Below are 17811 nucleotides of genomic sequence, written 5' to 3'. Positions count from 1 at the left end.
AGCCTCCCGGCGGGAGGCCCTCCGCCGCGAGGTCAGGACCAGCGGAAGAGGCGGGCGGCGAGCGGCAGCAGCACGGCCGTCCAGACGACCATGACGACGATCTGCAGCAGCGGGAAGCCCTCCCCGAACCAGCCGGTGTCCATGGCCTGCGCCGTCGCGCCCATCGGCGTGAACTGGCCGATCTGGCGGACGACGTCCGGCATGATCGGGCCCGGCGTCCACAGCCCCGCGAGGAACAGCATGGGGAAGTAGATGAGCGAGCCGACGGCGTTGGCCGTCGACGGCTTGCTCAGCAGGGCCGACAGCAGCATGCCCACGGAGAACATCGCGAGCATGCCGAGCACGAACGCGAGGAGCACGACGCCGAGCTGCGCGGGCTGCACCAGCCCGAAGGCGACCTGTGCCACGACGAGGGCGAGGGCGACGCCCACCAGCGTCGTGACGACGTTGATCGTCAGGTGCGCCACGATGAGCGCCTGCGGCCGGAGCGGCGTCGTGGACAGGCGGCGCAGCACCCCCTTGTCGCGGAACGTGGCGAACGTGACCGGCAGCGACAGGACGGCGAGCGTCCCGATCGCCATGGCGAGCACCGTGGGCAGGTACGTCGCGATCGGCGTCACGCCGTACCAGATCGAGTCCGGAGGGGCGTCGGTGATCGGCTCCCGCATCCCGGGGATTCCGAACCCGACCCCCAGGAGGATCACGGACGGGAAGAGGATCCCGAAGAACACGGAGGCGAAGTCGCGCAGCCAGACTCGGGCCTCGGTGCGCTGGAGGCGTCCGTACCCGCGCCAGCCGCGACCGGCGGACGGGCGAGCGGCAGCGGTGATCGCGGTCATGACCGGTCTCCTTCTCGGGTCGTGGCGGTGACGAGCTGGGCGTCGTCCCGGACCTCGGTCTGGGCGTCCGGCTGGTAGGTGCGGCCCGTGACGGCGAGGAAGACGTCCTCGAGCGACCGGGTGAGAGTGCGGACGTCGTCGGGCACGAGGTCGGCGCCGGCGAGGGCGGGCACGACGGCGAACAGCACGCGGCGCGTGCCGGTGACGGCCACCTCCGTGTCGCCCTGCGCCTCGGCCGTGGCGACCTCGGGGTCCCGGTCGGCGAGGCCGGCGAGCAGCTCGCGCCCGCGCGCGACGTCGTCCGGGGCGAACCGCACGACCACCGTGCGACGGGCGTCGAGCCCATCGATCAGGCCCTGCGGCGTGCCCTCCGCCACCACGCGCCCGGCGTCGATGATGACGAGGCGGTCGCAGAGCCGCTCGGCCTCCTCCATGAAGTGCGTGACGAGGAGGATCGTGACGCCGGTGGCCCGCACCCGCTCGACGAGGTCCCAGGTGGCGCGCCGCGCCTGCGGGTCGAGCCCGGTGGTGAGCTCGTCGAGGATGGCGATCTCCGGGTTCCCGACGAGGGCGAGCGCGATGGACAGCCGCTGCTTCTGCCCGCCGGAGAGCTTCGCGAACTGCTTGTCCGCGTGCTCGGTGAGGTCGAGCAGCTCGAGGAGGTCCGCCGGGGCGACCGGGTCGGTGTAGAACCCGGCGAACAGGTCCAGGGCCTCGCCCACGGTGATCTTGTCGTGCAGCGTGGCCTCCTGGAGCTGGACGCCCAGGATGTCCTTGACCGCCGCCGGGTCGCGCTGCGTGTCGATGCCGCGCACGCGCACGGTGCCGCCGTCGGCCTGCCGCAGGCCGGCGAGCGTCTCCACGGTGGTCGTCTTGCCGGCCCCGTTGGGGCCGAGAATGCCGAAGATCTCGCCGGGCTGGACGGCGAACGACACGTCGTCCACGGCCACCTTCGGTCCGTACGTCTTGCGGAGGTTTCTGACCTCCACGATGGGGTCGGCCATCTCGGTGCTCCTCTCGGTCGTGCGGTTCAGGGGTCCTCGGTGTTCTCGGACAGCGAGGTTCGGGTGGTTCACGGCCGGACCCGCACGCGGGCCATCAGCCGGAGAGCTCCGACGCCGGCGACCGCGACGGCGAGGACGCCGCCGGCCGCGACGACGAGCGCCGCGACGACGGGGTCGTCGTACCCGCCGCGCAGCGGGATGCCGAGCAGACCGGTGCGCGTCGACAGGTCGACGATCGCGAGCGGGACCAGCAGCGGGACGGCGTGCAGGGGGCCCAGGAGGTACAGGCGCACCGGCAGCGCCCGGTAGTAGCCGATCGCCGCGGCGCCCACGAGCGCATAGGTCGGGACGACGAGCGTCTCGCCGACGATCGTGATGACGATCCCGGCGACCGTGTCGAGCGGCAGCGGTGTGGCACCTCCCGGCCACGGCTCGTCGATGGCACGGAAGACCCGCTCCTCGGCGAGGGTGAGCAGGACCGTCAGCACGCCGAACACGGGGCCGACGATCGCTGCTCCCTGCAGGACACCGATGACGAGCGACCGGCGGGTCCCGCCCGCCGCGAGGTGCCCGCGGAGCCAGGCTCCGCAGTAGATGGCCGCGACCGCGAGGGCGACCCATCGCGCCGGAGCGCCCGCCAGCTCGTAGGTCAGGCCGACGAGCTCTCCGCCCCACCGGTCCACGGCGGCCGGGACCACGGCGACGACGAAGGCCCAGATGCCCCAGAACCAGGCGCCCGCGGCCAGCAGCCTCCGGACGAACCGGCGGCGGACCGCCGCCGACGCGACCCGCTGGAGCGTGCCGGCATCGGGTGTCGAGAGGGCCGTCGTGGTCGTCATCTCGCTCACCTCGTCGGCCGCAGTCGGAGGGAACGCACCTGCCACCACATCCAGCCGACGGCCAGGGCGAGGACGACGACCGCCTGCAGGAGACCGAGCGCCGCGGGCGCCTGGCCCCCGCCGAGCCCGAGGCCGCCGAGGGCGTCCGCGAACGCCCCGTTGCGGGTGGCGTGGTCCACGAGGAACAGCAGGGCCAGGCCCGGCAGCAGGAGCGCCGTGCCGCGCCACACGCCGCAGGTCCGGTATGCGGCCTGGGCGGCCATCCCGACCAGCATGTACACGACGACGGTGATCGCCTCGCCCACGCCGGTGACCACGAGCCACGCGCTGCCGGCGTCGAGCCCGCTGCCGAGCTGCTCCCACTCCCAGCCGAGCGCCCCGAAGAGGCTGCGCTCCACGAGCAGCATCAGCGCGTACGCGACGCCGTAGGCGACGCCGGCGACCAGCGCAGCCAGCAGGCCGCCCACGGCCAACGACCGGCGCGTGCCGCCGGCGGCCAGGTGCGGAACGACGAGCGAGGCGAGCGCGATCATGCCGAGAGAGAGCGCGAACCATGGGGCCGCATACTCGGCGCCGGTCATCACTCCCCCGCCCATCACGCCGCCCGCCTGGTGCACGACCAGCGGCACGCCGACGGTCGTGACGAGGAAGATCGCCCAGAACACGCCCCCGATGACGAGCGACGCCTGGCCGACGGACCGCGCGACCCTGCGCACCGAGCGGGCGTGCACCCGGGCCACGAACGCGTCGCGGTCGGCGCGGGTGACGACGGCGCTCATCGCGGTTCCCCCGCCCGCTCGCCGTCCTGCGGCTGCGTGAGCCGCACGAACAGGTCCTGCAGCGGCAGGGAGCCGAGCTCGACGCCGGCCGCGCGCGCCGCGGCTGCGGCGCCGTCGTCCGGGGCTCCCTCGACGGTGACCTGCACCGTCGCGCCGAGGCGCTGGCGGTGCAGCTCGCGCCGGCCGCGGGCGAGCTCCTCGACCGCGGCGACCGGGCCCGTGAGGCTGAACCCGCGGGACTGCATCTCCTCCGCGGTCTCCGCGAGCAGCACGGCACCGCGGTGCAGCACGACGACGTCCTCGAAGAGCCGCTCGACCTCCTCGACCAGGTGGCTGGACAGCAGGATCGTGCGCGGGTGCTCGGCGTAGTCGGCGAGGATCTCGTCGTAGAACGCGTACCGGGTGGGCGCGTCCATCCCGAGGTAGACCTCGTCGAGGATCGTCAGCGGGGCGCGCGCCGCGAGCCCGATGACGGCCCCGACGGCGGACCGCTTGCCGCGCGAGAGCGCCGTCGGCTTCTTGCGCGGGTTCACCTCGAACAGGTCGAGCAGGCGCGCGGCCAGGTCGGCGTCCCAGTACGGGCGCAGGTCGGCGTAGTACTTGAGGGTCTCGGAGACCCGCTCGTCGTCCATGAGGTCGCCGCTCTCGCGGACGAACTGCACGTTCGCGGTCACCCACGGGTTCTCCCACGGGTCCTCGAGCAGCTCGCCCGTGCCGACGCGGACCGTGCCCTCGGTGGGCCGGTTGAACGCGGCGAGCAGCGAGAGCAGCGTGGACTTGCCGGCGCCGTTGCGCCCGAGGATCCCGGTGATCACGCCGGGACGCAGGTCCAGGGTGACGCCGTCCAGGGCGGTGCCGCCCTCGTCCTTGACGGCCGCGCCGTCCATGGTCAGGCGGCGCTGCGCTCCGAACCGGACGACGACGTCGTCGAGACGGGCGCCGAAGGGTGCGGGGGTCATGACTCCTCCGTGGTGGTCGTGGGGCCGCCGGGCTTCCGGTGGCCGGTGCCGAGGACGTACGCGACGAGGTCGTCGGTCGGGATGCCGAGCAGGTCGGCCTGGGCGAGCGCCGGGCCGAGCACGTCGTCGAAGTACGCCTTGCGGTGCTGGTCCAGCAGCCGCTCGCGCGCCCCGGGGGCGACGAACATCCCCAGCCCGCGGCGCTTGTACAGGACGCCCTCGTCCACCAGGCCGGTGAAGGCCTTGGCGGCGGTGGCGGGGTTGATGCGGAACGTCGTGGCGAACTGAGTGGTCGACATGACCTGCTCCTCCTCCGCGAGCTCACCGGCGAGCACCTGCGCGCGGATCATCTGGGCGATCTGCACGTAGATGGGTTCGGGTCCGTCGAACACGCGGGCCTCCTCACGGCAGGTTCAGTGGTTCTGGGGTTCATTACTCGACTAATGAACCATAGACCCATGCCGGCGCGCAACCCTTTCCGGCAGGTCCGTCCCGCTCAGTGCGGCGAGCGCCGTCCGACCGCGGGCGCGACCACCGCGATCGCGGACGCCGCGAGCACGTGCCAGGCGGCGTGCGAGAGCGTCCCGACGACCGTGCCGACGCCGAGCACGGCCAGCGCCAGGAGCAGGCGGGGCCGTAGGCGCGGCCGGGCCCGGGCGCGCAGCAGCACGGCCACGACGGCGACGGCCGCCACCGCTCCCTGCGCGACGACGGACGCCCCGGGCCAGAGGGCCGCCAGCACGACGTCTGCCAGCATCGGGACGAGCCACCACCGGACCCGCAGCCGCCGCCCGGCGAGGTCGGCGACGGCATCCGCCGCGACGAGCGCGTACGCGCCCAGCAACGGCGGGTCGTGCACCACGGGGTTCCACGAGGGCGCGGGGCCGTGCTGCACCACCGACCCGACGCCGACCAGCATCGCGAGGACGCCGAGCGCCACACGCGACGACGCCCCCGCAGCGCTCCGGTGCGCCGTCGTCACGATCCAGGCGCCCGCGACGACGAACGCGAGGCTCGACCAGGTGTCCGCGGACCATGACATCTGTCCAGTCAATGAGCCTGCCCGCGTCCTCGCCGCCCGAGCGACCGCCCGCCGGGGCGCGAACCACCTCGGCACGCCCTGGACTACCTCGGCAGGTCCGGAACTACCTCGGCACGGCCCGGGCTACCTCGGCACGGCGCGGGCTACCTCGCCGGGTCGGCCGGGCGGACGGGTGCGCCGAGCGACCGGCGGCGCTCGGACCGGCGGCGGGCGGCGTCGTGCGCCTCGTGCAGCAGCTCCACGACCCTGCGGCCCGTGCGCTCCCCCGGGTTCACGACGCACACCCACCCCAGGTCGCCGTACAGCGGGTGCGGGAGGAAGACGTCGGGGACGACGGCGCGCTCGGGCCCGTGGTCCCCGACGAGCGGCCGCAGCCGGTCGCGGCCCACGTGCACGTTCACGCGCCACCGGTCGGGTCGGTCGAGGTCGCACGAGACGTCGTCGGGGTAGTTCTTGGTGACGACCGTGCCGTACGGCTGCACGGCGGTCGGCACCTGGCCGTCGGGGGCGTAGTAGAAGAACGCGTCGCCCCAGGCGAGCTCGGGCGTCCCGTCGCCGGCGCGGGGCTGAAGGACGAGCACGCCCTCGAGCCGCCGCACGGCCGCGATGATCTGGTCCATACTCGGAGGCGTCGTCATGGTTCAAGCGTGACCTTGAAGTGCTTCTGTGGGGTGGGGATGGATCGTCCGCAGCGGACCGTCGACGTCGCGCGCGCCACCGGCTACTCGGTGCAGCAGGTGCGCGACCTCGAACGGCTCGGTGTCCTGCCTCCCGCCGACCGCGAGCCGAACGGGTACCGTGCCTATGGAGCGCGTCATGTCCGGGCCGCGCGCGCCTACCGGGGGCTCGCCACGGCCGTCGGGCCCGTCGTCGCGCGGCGCACGATGATCGAGGTCCGGGGCGCGCCCCTCGTCGACGCGGCCGCCGCGGTCGGCGAGCTGCACGCGCAGCTCGCCACGGAGCGCGCCCGAACCCTCCAGGCCCTCGACGCGCTGGCGACGATCCGGGCCGAGCCCGCGGACCCGTCGAGCGGCGCCGTCCTCACGATCACCGAGCTGGCCGACGCGCTCGGGGTGCGCACCTCCGCGCTGCGGCACTGGGAGGCCGAGCACCTGCTGACGCCCGAGCGGGTGGGCTCCCTCGGGGCGCGCGTCTACGACGCGGCCGCGGTCGCCACCGCCCGGGTGGTCGCCGCCCTGCGGTCCGCGGGGTACGGCATCCCCGCGCTGCGCGCCGTCGTGGGAGCGCTGGACGGCCTCGACGGCACGGTCGACGCCGAGGCCGCGCTGCGGGAGCGGCTGGAGCGGATCGCCGGACGGTCCGTGGCCCTGCTGCGGGCGGGGGCGGACCTCGCCGCCGTCGTCGTCGAGCAGCCTTCGCCCGGCGACGCCGGACGCGACCGGTGATGCTGGGAACCGTGACGGAACCTGCCACCGGCCCCCGCCGCGACGCGGTCGTGGCCGGCATCCACGTCGTCGTCGACGGGCCGCCCGACGCGCCGCCGCTGCTGCTGGTGCACGGGTCGGGCGCGACGGCCGCCAGCTGGTCGCCCACGATCCCGGCCCTCGCCGCGACCCGCCGCGTCCTCGCGATCGACCTGCCCGGCTGCGGTCGCTCGGCGCCGGCACCCCCGTACGACGTCCCCGCGCAGGCCGACCGGGTCGCGGCGCTCCTCGACGAGCTCGGCGCGACCGCCGCGACCGTGGTGGGGCACTCCAGCGGCGGGTACGTGGCGACGGCGCTCGCCGAGCGACGCGCGGACCTGGTCGGCGCGCTGGTCCTGCTGAGCACCGGGCCGGCTCCGGACGCGATGCTCCCGGAGGCGGCGGTCGTGCGCGTCCTCATGGGACGACCGTTCGGCCCGCTGCTCTGGCCGCTGCGCACCACGGGGATGCTGCGCCGCGGGATCCGCTCGGTCACGGCACGCCCCGTGGTGGTGCCCGACGGCTTCCTCGCCGGCGTGCGCCGCACCCGCTACCGGGACTTCCGGCAGGTCATGGACGGCTACGCCGCCTACCTCGCCGAGCGGTCGGTGCCGGACCGGCTCACCGCCGCGAGGACGTCGCCCCTGGTGATCTTCGGCGACGCCGACCCGCGCTGGGACCCGGCGTCCGCGCACCGCTACGAGGCCGTGCCCGGCGCCCGGCTCGAGTACCTGTCCGGGGTCGGGCACGTGGCCATGCTCGAGGACCCCGAAGGCGTGACGCGCCTGATCCTCGACGCGCACTGACGGCCGGGACGGCCCGGGGCCCGCCGACGATCGCTCGTCGTCGGGCCCCGAGCTACCTCGGCAGATCTCGCGCTACCTCGCGGGGACCGGAACTACCTCGGCAGATCTCGCGCTACCTCGCGGGCGCGGCCTCCGCCGCGTCGACGTCGTCGAGCGCGTCGAGCTCGGCCAGGTCCGCGGCGACGATCTCCGCGATCTGCACGGCGTTGAGCGCCGCGCCCTTGCGCAGGTTGTCGTTCGACACGAACAGCACGAGGCCGCGACCGCCGGGCACGGACTGGTCGGTGCGGATGCGGCCGACGAACGACGGGTCGGCGCCCGCCGCGGCCAGCGGCGTCGGGACGTCCGCCAGCTCGACGCCCGGCGCGGCGGCCAGCAGCTCGCGCGCCCGCTCCGGGGTGATGGCGGCGCCGAACTCGGCGTGGATCGCCAGCGAGTGCCCGGAGAACACCGGCACGCGGACGCAGGTCCCCGCGACGGCAAGGTCGGGCAGGCCGAGGATCTTGCGCGACTCGTTGCGGAGCTTCTGCTCCTCGTCGGTCTCGCCGGAGCCGTCGTCCACGAGGTTGCCCGCCAGCGGCAGCACGTCGAACGCGATCGGCGCGACGTACTTCTCGGGCGCCGGGAAGTCGACCGCCGCGCCGGAGTGCGCCAGCCCCTCGAGGTCGCCGGCGACGGCGGCGCGCGCCTGGTCGGCGAGCTCCTTGACCCCGCCGACCCCCGAGCCCGACACCGCCTGGTAGGTCGCGACGCGCAGGCGCTCCAGCCCGGCCTCGTCGGCCAGCGGCTTGAGCACCGGCATCGCGGCCATCGTGGTGCAGTTCGGGTTGGCGACGATGCCCTTGGCGGCGTCGGCGATCGCCTCCGGGTTCACCTCGGAGACGACCAGCGGGACCTCGGGGTCGAGCCGCCACGCGGACGAGTTGTCGATGACCACGGCGCCCGCCTCGGCGAACCGGGGCGCGTGCTCGCGCGACGTGCCGCCGCCCGCCGAGAAGATCGCGACGTCCACGTCCGCCAGGTCGTCGGTGGCCGTGGCAGCGACGTCCTCGACGGCGACGTCCACGCCCTCGAACGACAGCGTGCTGCCCGCCGAGCGCGCCGAGGCGAAGAACCGCAGCTCCTTGACCGGGAACGCGCGCTCCGCGAGCAGGCGGCGCAGGACGCCGCCGACCTGGCCGGTGGCGCCGACGACGGCGACGTTCACGCCGGTGGTGTTGATCTGGACCATCAGCGCGTCACCGCCCCGTGCCGGCGTAGACGACGGCCTCGCCGTCGGCGGAGTCCAGGTCGAACGCGGTGTGGATGGCGCGCACGGCGTCGTCCAGGGCGTCCTCCCGGGTGACCACCGAGATGCGGATCTCCGAGGTGGAGATCATCTCGATGTTGATGCCCGCGTCGCGCAGGGCGCCGAACAGGCGAGCCGAGACGCCGGGGTGCGACTTCATCCCCGCGCCCACCAGCGACAGCTTGCCGATCTGGTCGTCGTACTGCAGCGACGCGAACCCGAGCTCCTCCTGGAGCGCGTTGAGCGCGGCCAGGGTGCTGGGGCTGTCCGCGTGCGGCAGCGTGAACGAGATGTCCGTGAGCCCGGTGTGGGCCGCCGACACGTTCTGCACGATCATGTCGATGTTCGCGCCCGCTCCGGCCACGACCTCGAAGATGCGGGCCGCGGTGCCGGGCTTGTCCGGCACACCGACGACGGTGATCTTGGCCTCGCTGCGGTCGTGCGCGACGCCGGAGATGATCGGGGCTTCCATCTGGGTTTCCTCCTGCTCGGCCGCCGGGGCGTTCGGGTCGATCGCGTCGCCGTGCGTGCCGGTGACGAGGGTGCCGGTGGTGTTGCTGAACGAGCTGCGCACGTGCACGGGCACGTCGTAGCGGCGCGCGTACTCCACGGCACGCAGGGCCAGGACCTTCGCGCCGGACGCCGCGAGCTCGAGCATCTCCTCGTAGGTGACGCGGTCGATCTTGCGGGCGTTCGGGACGATGCGCGGGTCGGCGGTGAACACGCCGTCGACGTCGGTGTAGATCTCGCAGACGTCGGCGTCGAGGCCGGCCGCGAGCGCGACCGCCGTCGTGTCCGAGCCGCCGCGGCCGAGCGTCGTCACGTCGTTGGTGGAGCTGACCCCCTGGAAGCCCGCGACGATCGCGACCTGCCCCTTCTCCACCGTCTCGCGGATGCGGTGCGGCACCACGTCCACGAGCCGTGCGCGGCCGTGCACCGCGTCGGTCATGAGACCGGCCTGCTGGCCGGTGAAGGACTTCGCCTTGACCCCGAGGTTCGTGATCGCCATCGCGAGCAGGGACATCGAGATGCGCTCACCGGAGGTGAGGAGGATGTCCAGCTCGCGCTGCGGGGGGAGGGGGGTGATCTGCCCGGCGAGGTCGAGGAGCTCGTCCGTGGTGTCGCCCATGGCGCTCACCACGACGACGACGTCGTTCCCCGCTCGCTTGGTCGCGGCGATCCGCTTCGCCACGCGCTTGATGCTGTGGGCGTCGGAGACGGATGATCCGCCGTATTTCTGCACGACTAGTGCCATTGTCACAACCTTCTGCTGGCCGGCCTCCGTCTCTCTCAACGGTCCGCCGGGGCGTGTGCTTGCCCGTCGATGCTACGTCGTCGTCACCTCGTGCCGTGGGCGTGGTCCAGGTCGTGAACACCTCACGGCCCGCTGTGCCACGTGGCGTCGGTCGTCGGCGCGGGGGCGGCGAGCCGCGCCTCGGCCAGAGGCGGGTGGTCCGCCAGCTCGGCGTTCGCGTCCCGCCGGCTCCCCGCCGAGCGCCCGCCGCCCCACCCGAGGAGCGCACGGTAGGCGCCCAGCGACCCGGCCGCCGCGAGCACGTCCTCGTCCGCGTGCGGGCTTCCCGCCGGCGCGGGCCCGGCCAGGGGCGCCACGTACAGGGCGTCGGTGGGGCAGTACGCCTCGCACATGAAGCAGGTCTGGCAGTCCGACTGGCGCGCGACGACGGGCACCCCGTCCTCGCCGCGGTCGAACACGTCGGTGGGGCACACCCTGATGCAGATGTCGCACGAGATGCACCGGGCGGCGCTGACGACCTCGATCACGCGGGCACCTCCTCTCTCGTGGTGGACGGCGAGGCCGGCCGCGGGGCGGACAGCGGGGCCGGAGGCCCCTCGGGACGGGTCCAGACGCGGTCCAGCCCTCCCGTGAGGAGGCGGTGTCGCAGCCGCGGGTCGGCGGCGGGCGCGTCGACCCGCCGGTGCATCCCCCGCGACTCCCCGCGCGCGAGCGCGGCGGTCGTGACCCAGCGGGCGTGCGCGACGAGCGACGCCGCGACGCGCGCCCGCAGCCGTTCCCGCCCCTCCCCCGCCAGCCCCGGGACGGCGGCGCCCCACAGCGTCTCGAGCTCGGTCTGCGACGCGCGCAGGCCCGCGGCGGTCCGCAGCACGGTGCGCGCCGGGGGCAGCACGTGCCGCTGGGCCGCGGCGATCACCTCGCGGGCGTCGACGTCGGCCGCCGCGCCGTCCGACGGCCGCAACCCGGCCCGGCCGAGCGCGTCGACCCGGTCCGGTACGCCGCCGCGGGCGAGGGCGAAGCGGGCGGCGCCCCGGCCCGCCCAGGTGCCCGACGAGATCGCCCAGGCGCCGTTGTGGCTGCCCCCGCCGCTGATCGCGCCGGTGACGAGCTCCCGGGTCGCGGCGTCGCCGGCGGCGTAGAGGCCGGGCACCGTGGTGGCGCAGTCGTCGGTGACGACGCGCAGGCCGCCGGTCCCCCGCACGGTGCCCTCGTAGACCATCCGCAGCGGGTACGCCGTCGTGAACGGGTCCACCCCTGCCTTGTCCAGGGGGACGAAGTAGTTGGGCTGGGCGTCGCGCATCTTCTGGTGGATCTCGCGCGGCGCCCGGTCGAGGCGCGCGTACACGCGCTGCCCCTGCACCAGGAGCGACTGGGCGAGCTGCCGGCCCGGCCCGTCGTCGCCCGCGCCGAGCGCCTCGCCCCGCTCGTCGTAGAAGGTGGCCCACTGGAGCATCCGCCCCTTGGTGTGCACGCCCCACTCCGGGGCGAGCGCGTACGCCGTGGAGAACTCCATGCCGGACAGCTCGGCCCCGGCCTCCACCGCCATGAGGACGCCCTCGCCCGTGTCGACGTTCGTGCCGAAGCCGCCGGCGAGGGCGGCGCACCCGCCGGTGGCGACGACGACCGCGCGGGCGCGCACCCGCCACGGCCGTCCGCCGTCCTGGCGGGCGACGCCGGCCGCGCCGCTGACGACGCCGTCCCGGTCGGCGACGAGCTCGAGCGCCGGGTGGTGGTCGAGGAGTCGGACCCCCGCGCGGTGGACGGCCCGGCGCATCCGGCGCATGTACTCCGGCCCCTGGAGGCTGCTGCGCACGGGCGCCCCCGCGGCGTCGTGCGGGAAGGGGTAGCCCTTGGCGGCGAGCACGTCGAGCTGCTCCCACGTGGTCTCCAGGACCCGGGCCATCCAGGTGTCGTCGGTGAGGTGGCCGCCCTTCTCGGCGCGCGCCCGGGCCGCCCGGACGCGGGCCTCGCCGGGCTCGACGAGCCACAGGTTGTTGCCGCCCGAGGCCGTGGCACCGCTGGTGCCGCAGTACCCCTTGTCGGCGAGCACGACCTCGGCCCCCGCGCCGGCGGCCGCCAGAGCGGCCCACGTGCCGGCGGGGCCGCCGCCGAGGACGAGCACGTCGGCCCAGGCCTCGAGGGCGTCCGCCCCGCTCACGTGCCGACCTTCTCGTCGACGCCGAGCTCGGCGAGCAGCCGGGCACGCAGGGCCGCGAACCCGTCGACGGACCGGGATCGCGGCGCGTCGAGCGTCACCGGCAGGTCCAACGAGATCCGACCGGCCGTCAGGACGACCACCCGGTCGGCGAGGAGCACGGCCTCGTCGACGTCGTGCGTCACGTGCAGCACGGCGGGCCGGTGCCGCTCCCACAGGTCGCGCAGCAGCCCGTACATCTTGAGCCGTGTGAGGGCGTCGAGCGCGCCGAACGGCTCGTCGAGCAGCAGCAGCTGCGGCTCGCGCACGAGGGCCCTGGCGAGCGACACCCGCTGCGCCTCGCCGCCCGACAGCGTCCGCGGCCAGGCGTCGGTCTTGGACTCCAGCCCGACCTCCGCCAGGGCGGCCCGGCCGCGCTCCGCGGCGTCCGGCCCGCGGAGCCCGAAGACGACGTTCGCCAGCACGCGCCGCCACGGCAGCAGCCGGGGGTTCTGGAAGACGACGGCGGGCGACGGCACGACGCGCACGGTGCCGCCCACGTCGGGGTCGAGCCCGGCGAGGGTGCGCAGCAGCGTGCTCTTCCCGGACCCGCTGTGGCCCAGCAGCGCGACGAACTGGCCGCGCGGGACGACGAGGTCCAGCCCGTCGAGCACCACCTGCTCGCCGAACGCGCGTCGCGCGCCCCGCACGACGACGGCGTCCTGCGCCGCCGTCATGCCGCCACCCCCGTGAACCCCGCGCGCCAGGCGAGCAGCCGGTGCTCGAGGTGCCGCACGAGCGCATAGCTGAGCAGCCCGGCGACGGCGTAGATGAGGATGATGAGCACCGACACGTCGAACTGCAGCATCGTCTGGGCGCGGGACATCAGGTAGCCGATGCCCTGCGTGGTGTTGATCGTCTCGGCGAAGATGAGGCTCAGCCAGGCGCTGCTGAGCCCGAGCCGCAGCCCCACGAGGAATCCCGGCGCGGCCCCCGGCAGCACCACCTGCGTCACCAGCTGCCACCGGCTGACGTCCAGCGTCTGGGCCACCTCGACGAGCTGCGCGTCCACGTTCCGGATGCCGCCGTAGGTGTTGATGTAGATGGCGATGCCCACGCCGAGCACGATGAGGACGATCTTCGGCTCCTCGCCGATCCCCATCCAGATGATGAGCAGGGGCAGGAGGGCGAAGTTCGGCACGGCCTTGAGGATCTGCATCGTGGAGTCCAGGAGGTCCTCCCCGGTGCGGGTCAGGCCGGCGACGACGGCGAGCGCGCCGCCGACCAGCACGCCGATCACGGTGCCGACGACGACGCGCGCCAGCGAGGCCCCGACGTGCGTCTGGAGCTCGCCCGACGCGACGAGCTCCCACGTGCGGGCGGCGACCGCCAGCGGCGGCGGGAACAGGTCGCGGTTCAGCAGTCCCAGCTCGCTGGCGACGGCCCAGGCCAGGAGGAGCACCACCGGCCCGGTCAGCCTCCGGACGCGGCGCGGCACCCGCGACCAGGGCCCGCGGCGGGGGCGCCCGCCGGCGGTCACGTCCACGAGGCCGTCCGGGGCCCCGCCCGCGGGGGCGGTCGCGGCGGCCGGTCGGCTCTCGAGCGTCGGCGCCGCCATCAGGAGACCCCTGCCCACTCGCGGACGTCGAAGGCCTCGTCGAACGCGCCGTCGTCGTGCAGGAAGTCGTGCGCGGACTGGAGCTGGTCCAGGCCGGCGTCGGGGTACGGCTCGAGGGTGAACTCGTCCTCGTGCGTCGCCTCGCGCACGAGGTCGACGTCCACGCCGTCCGTCTCGGCGACCCACTGCGTGTACTCGTCGAAGCGGTCGACGATGCTCTGGTTCGTCGCGACGACGGCGCCCTGCCAGGCCTCGCGGAACCCGGGGTGGGCGTCGACGAACTCCGTCGACGCGATCGTCGCGCCGGTGCTCTCGAGGCCGTGGTCCGACGTGCGGTCGATGACGGGGAACCCCTTGCGGGCGAGCTCGACGGCGCTCGCACCGCCCACGAGGGTGGCGTCGACGGAGCCGGAGCTGAGCCCGGCGATCGACTCCGGGGTGCCGAGGTCCTTCACCTCGATCTGGTCGGCCAGGCCGGCGGCCTCGACGAGCTGGTGGGCGGACCTGTCGCGGATGGTGCCCTGCGGCGCCGTCACGTCCTTGCCGACGAGGCCCTCGATCGTGGTGGGGCCCCCGGGCGCGCCGATCAGCCAGGTGTCGCCGTTGATCGAGTCGAGCGCGAGCAGCTCGACCTCGGCCCCGTTGCCGCGGGCCGTGAGCGCCGGGTTGTCGCCCACCGCGGCGACGTCGACGGCGCCGCCCAGCAGCGCGGCGACGACGTCCTTGCCCGACTGGAAGAAGGAGTACTCGATCTTGTCGACGCCGGCGTCCTTCAGCTCGTCGAGCAGGATCCCCTCCTTGTCGCCCCAGCCGAGGGAGCCGGCCGGCGTCCCGGTGACGGACGTGGCGCCCACGCGGAGCGTCCCCACGGACGCGTCCTCGCCGGAGCCCGTGTCGGCCTGCGACGCCGCCGAACAGGCCGACAGGGCGACGACGAGCGCCGCCCCGAGCAGGGCGTGGGCGGGGCGGACGGAGAACGCGGGCACGGTCATGAGGACTCCTCGGAGACGGGCGGACGGGTCGTCGGCACGCGCCGGAAACTAGATCCCCCCGAGCGGATTGGTCGAGATCGGGGGAAACGTCTCGCCATCTGGACATCCGCCGTCTGGCGGATGGGGTGCGGCGCCACACGTCGACCGGCCCGTGCCGCCGTGCACCGCGTCGCACGCCCGCACGAGCCGGTCTATGTTGGCGTCGTCCACCTGCCATCCGTGCCAGGAGACCGACCGATGACAGCACACCGCTGGACATCCGCCGCCGCCACCGCCGTGGTGCTCGCGCTCGTCGCCACCGGGGCTCCCGCGGCCGTGGCGACGCCGCACCTCGCGGAGCGGTCCGCCACGACGCCCGCCGGAGGCTCCGCAGGCGACGACCCGTCCGCCGTCGAGGCGACCGTCAGGACGACCCCGGCGGGGGCACCCGACCCGGCCACCGCCCGCACCCTCGGCTCGGATCCGGCGCGGACCACGACCAGCGGGGACGTCCTCGCCGCCACCTCCGACGTCAGCGGGTTCGCGACCGTCGGGGTCACCTGGGCCGGTCCCGCCGGCGCCGGCCTGGTCATCAGGGCCCGCACCTCGGACGACGGGGGCGCCACCTGGTCGGGGTGGAGCCTCCTGGAGATCGAGGCGCTCGACCCCGACGCGGCCGAGGGAGGGTCGGCCCCCCTCGTCGTCGGGGACGTGGACCAGGTCGAGGTGGCGGTCGAGAACGTGGCGGCCGAGGACGTGCACGACGTCCAGCTCGTCGCCGTCGACCCCGGCCAGGGCGCGGTGGACCGAGCCGCCGCGGACTCGTCGCTCGACGACGCCGGCGGCTTGTCGCCCTTCGGGAAGGGTGCCGGCGGCGCCGTGTCGCTCGCCGGCGCCGTGGCGGCCGGGGACCAGCACGACGGGCCCGCGATCCGCTCCCGCGCCGACTGGGGTGCCGACGAGTCCCTCATGACCTGGACCCCTCGGCAGGGCCAGGTCAAGGGCGCGATCATCCACCACACCGCCGGCACCAACAGCTACACGTCCGCGCAGGTGCCGTCGATCATCCGCGGCATCTACACGTACCACGCGAAGACCCGCGGCTGGGGCGACATCGGGTACAACTTCCTCGTCGACCGGTGGGGCCGCACCTGGGAGGGCCGCGACGGCGGCGTCGAGCTCGAGATCGTCGGCGCGCACGCCGTGGGGGTCAACGACGAGACCGTCGGGGTGTCGGTCCTCGGCGACTACGAGCAGGCCACCGTCAGCGACGCGGCCGTCCGCGGCGTCATCGACCTGCTGGCCTGGAAGCTCGCCCTGCACGGCGTCCCCGCCCGCGGCCACACCACCCTCGACGGCTCGCGCGAGGCCAGGATCTCCGGGCACCGCGACGTGGGCAGCACCGCCTGTCCGGGGGCCTCGATCTACCGGCGCCTGGCCGAGATCCGCAGCAAGGTCGCGAGCGGCCAGGACAGGTGGCGACACCTGTGGAACACGAGCACCGGGTACCTCGTCGAGTACCGCCCCCACCTCTCCCGCGGCGAGGTGTGGTTCGTCTCCGGCGGCACGCGGCATCTCCTCACGAGCACCAGGGCTCGTGCGGCGCTGGCGGGGCGGCTCGGCCGGGCCTCGTACGCGAGCCACACGTTCCTGACGAGCCTGGAGCGGGGCACCGACTTCGACTCCCGTTGGGCCCGGGTGCCGTCCGGCCGCTACGTCATGCTGGACGGCAACGGCGACCTCATGTGGGCGACCGCCTGCGGCACCGTGCGCCACTGGGGTGGCGACTGCACCGACCCGCGGATCCCCGACAGGGCCAGGAACGCCTTCGACGTCGAGCCCATCTCGTTCTTCGCCAGGTCCGAGCGCACCGGCTACCTCTACCGGATCCACGACGGCCGCAGGGAGCGGGTGTACACCAGGGACGCCTGGTGGCGGCTCACCCGCGCGGTCGGCTGGACCGAGCTGCGGGACGTGAAGGTCACGTCAGCCCTGCTGAACGAGTTCCCCGCGGGCCCCTCGCACCGCTAGGCGCCGGTGACGACGTCGTAGCCCAGCTTCACGATCAGCGCGCCCACGACGACGACGAAGATGACGCGCACGAAGGCGCTGCCCTTCGCCACGGCCATGCGCGCCCCGACGTACGCGCCCACGAGGTTGGCGGCGCCGATCATCAGCCCCAGGCCCCACAGCACGGCGCCGTGCGGCACGAAGAACAGCAGCGCGCCGAGGTTGGTCGCGAAGTTGACGATCTTCGCCAGCGCCGACGCCGGCAGGAAGGCGTAGCCGAGCACGCTCACCAGCGCGATGACGAGGAACGTGCCGGTGCCCGGGCCGAGCAGGCCGTCGTACGCGCCGATGACGAGGCCGATGCCGGCGGCCGTCCAGCGGTGCCGGTTGCCCTCCCAGCGCAGGTTGTCGTGCGCGCCCAGCTTCGGCTTGAGCACCGTGTACGTGGCCACCCCGATCAGCACCACGAGGATGATCGGCTTGAACAGGTCGGCGGGGATGCGGCTGGCCAGCGCGGCGCCGCCGAAGGCCCCGGCCAGCGCGGCGAGCGCCATCGGGCCCGCCGTCGTGAGGTCCGGGCCCACCCGGCGGTAGTACGTGATCGCGCTGGTGGACGTGCCCATGATCGAGCCGAGCTTGTTGGTGGCCAGCGCCTGCACCGGCGAGATCCCCGGCACCAGCAGCAGCGCGGGCAGCTGGATCAGCCCGCCACCGCCGACGACGGCGTCGACCCAGCCGGCCGTGAGCCCGGCCAGCACGAGCAGCACGATGGTGAGGGTGTCGAGGTCGGGCACCGGGGAATCCTGTCATGCCCGCCGACGCCGACCGGCGCCTGTCCCACCG

19 protein-coding genes are annotated in these 17811 nt (G+C 74.5%); 3 read left to right on the top strand and 16 right to left on the bottom strand.

What is annotated here, in order from left to right; all coding sequences use genetic code 11:
• Positions 1-32: 32 nt before the first annotated feature.
• The 8 genes from ACFVS0_RS11195 to ACFVS0_RS11160 all read right to left on the bottom strand — a co-directional run bounded on the left by ACFVS0_RS11195 (position 33) and on the right by ACFVS0_RS11160 (position 6100).
• Entirely contained in the window at positions 33-839 is an 807-nt protein-coding gene (locus tag ACFVS0_RS11195) for an ABC transporter permease (protein WP_430564882.1), read from the bottom strand.
• Positions 836-1843, bottom strand: coding sequence for an ABC transporter ATP-binding protein (locus ACFVS0_RS11190; protein WP_430588001.1), 1008 nt, complete (start codon positions 1841-1843; stop codon positions 836-838). The genes ACFVS0_RS11195 and ACFVS0_RS11190 overlap by 4 nt, the downstream gene beginning before the upstream one ends.
• A 68-nt stretch (positions 1844-1911) precedes the next feature.
• On the bottom strand, positions 1912-2682 hold the full coding sequence (locus tag ACFVS0_RS11185) for a hypothetical protein (protein ID WP_430588000.1): 771 nt from the start codon (positions 2680-2682) through the stop codon (positions 1912-1914).
• Positions 2683-2687: 5 nt separating this feature from the next.
• Complete coding sequence (locus ACFVS0_RS11180) at positions 2688-3461, bottom strand: hypothetical protein (protein WP_430564879.1); 774 nt, start codon at positions 3459-3461, stop codon at positions 2688-2690.
• Positions 3458-4420: an ATP-binding cassette domain-containing protein gene (locus ACFVS0_RS11175; RefSeq protein WP_430551291.1), complete on the bottom strand. Its 963-nt coding sequence runs from the start codon at positions 4418-4420 to the stop codon at positions 3458-3460. Before ACFVS0_RS11175 ends, ACFVS0_RS11180 begins: the two co-directional genes overlap by 4 nt.
• Entirely contained in the window at positions 4417-4812 is a 396-nt protein-coding gene (locus ACFVS0_RS11170) for a GntR family transcriptional regulator (protein ID WP_430551292.1), read from the bottom strand. The genes ACFVS0_RS11175 and ACFVS0_RS11170 overlap by 4 nt, the downstream gene beginning before the upstream one ends.
• A 104-nt stretch (positions 4813-4916) precedes the next feature.
• A complete protein-coding gene (locus tag ACFVS0_RS11165; RefSeq protein ID WP_430587999.1) occupies positions 4917-5462 on the bottom strand; it encodes a hypothetical protein in 546 nt (181 codons plus the stop codon).
• Positions 5463-5605: 143 nt separating this feature from the next.
• Positions 5606-6100 (bottom strand): DUF6194 family protein, encoded by a 495-nt coding sequence (locus tag ACFVS0_RS11160; protein ID WP_430587998.1) that lies wholly within the window; start codon positions 6098-6100, stop codon positions 5606-5608.
• 39 nt (positions 6101-6139) lie between these two features.
• On the opposite strand from ACFVS0_RS11160, the gene ACFVS0_RS11155 reads away from it, so the two are divergent.
• Positions 6140-6868 carry a MerR family transcriptional regulator gene (locus ACFVS0_RS11155; RefSeq protein WP_430587997.1) on the top strand — a complete coding sequence of 243 codons (729 nt, stop codon included), beginning with the start codon at positions 6140-6142 and terminating at the stop codon, positions 6866-6868.
• A gap of 11 nt (positions 6869-6879) precedes the next feature.
• Positions 6880-7692, top strand: a complete 813-nt coding sequence (locus tag ACFVS0_RS11150) for an alpha/beta fold hydrolase (RefSeq protein ID WP_430587996.1) — start codon at positions 6880-6882, stop codon at positions 7690-7692.
• Between the two features lie 112 nt (positions 7693-7804).
• Here ACFVS0_RS11150 and ACFVS0_RS11145 read toward each other — a convergent pair whose 3' ends face one another.
• The 7 genes from ACFVS0_RS11145 to ACFVS0_RS11115 form a co-directional block, all read right to left on the bottom strand.
• A complete protein-coding gene (locus ACFVS0_RS11145) occupies positions 7805-8923 on the bottom strand; it encodes an aspartate-semialdehyde dehydrogenase (protein ID WP_430587995.1) in 1119 nt (372 codons plus the stop codon).
• Between the two features lie 7 nt (positions 8924-8930).
• A complete protein-coding gene (locus ACFVS0_RS11140; RefSeq protein ID WP_429734073.1) occupies positions 8931-10235 on the bottom strand; it encodes an aspartate kinase in 1305 nt (434 codons plus the stop codon).
• 122 nt (positions 10236-10357) lie between these two features.
• Complete coding sequence (locus tag ACFVS0_RS11135; RefSeq protein WP_430587994.1) at positions 10358-10762, bottom strand: 4Fe-4S dicluster domain-containing protein; 405 nt, start codon at positions 10760-10762, stop codon at positions 10358-10360.
• Positions 10759-12393, bottom strand: coding sequence for an FAD-binding protein (locus tag ACFVS0_RS11130; protein WP_430587993.1), 1635 nt, complete (start codon positions 12391-12393; stop codon positions 10759-10761). The genes ACFVS0_RS11135 and ACFVS0_RS11130 overlap by 4 nt, the downstream gene beginning before the upstream one ends.
• Positions 12390-13106 (bottom strand): ABC transporter ATP-binding protein, encoded by a 717-nt coding sequence (locus ACFVS0_RS11125; RefSeq protein ID WP_430551300.1) that lies wholly within the window; start codon positions 13104-13106, stop codon positions 12390-12392. The genes ACFVS0_RS11130 and ACFVS0_RS11125 overlap by 4 nt, the downstream gene beginning before the upstream one ends.
• The gene (locus tag ACFVS0_RS11120; RefSeq protein WP_430587992.1) at positions 13103-13987 is read right to left on the bottom strand and encodes an ABC transporter permease; all 885 of its coding nucleotides are present in this window, start codon (positions 13985-13987) and stop codon (positions 13103-13105) included. Before ACFVS0_RS11120 ends, ACFVS0_RS11125 begins: the two co-directional genes overlap by 4 nt.
• Positions 13987-14979, bottom strand: a complete 993-nt coding sequence (locus ACFVS0_RS11115) for an ABC transporter substrate-binding protein (protein ID WP_430551302.1) — start codon at positions 14977-14979, stop codon at positions 13987-13989. Before ACFVS0_RS11115 ends, ACFVS0_RS11120 begins: the two co-directional genes overlap by 1 nt.
• 237 nt (positions 14980-15216) lie before the next feature.
• On the opposite strand from ACFVS0_RS11115, the gene ACFVS0_RS11110 reads away from it, so the two are divergent.
• Positions 15217-16989, top strand: coding sequence for a peptidoglycan recognition protein (locus tag ACFVS0_RS11110; protein ID WP_430587991.1), 1773 nt, complete (start codon positions 15217-15219; stop codon positions 16987-16989).
• Here ACFVS0_RS11110 and ACFVS0_RS11105 read toward each other — a convergent pair.
• A complete protein-coding gene (locus ACFVS0_RS11105; protein ID WP_430551304.1) occupies positions 16986-17762 on the bottom strand; it encodes a TSUP family transporter in 777 nt (258 codons plus the stop codon). The two genes, ACFVS0_RS11110 and ACFVS0_RS11105, sit on opposite strands and share 4 nt — an antisense overlap.
• Between the last annotated feature and the right edge of the window lie 49 nt (positions 17763-17811).

It is taken from the genome of Isoptericola sp. NPDC058082 (assembly GCF_042885055.1).
GTDB lineage: Bacteria > Actinomycetota > Actinomycetes > Actinomycetales > Cellulomonadaceae > Isoptericola.
The sequence above is the reverse complement of the archived record's forward strand: the minus strand, read 5'-3'. Positions and strand labels throughout refer to the sequence as shown.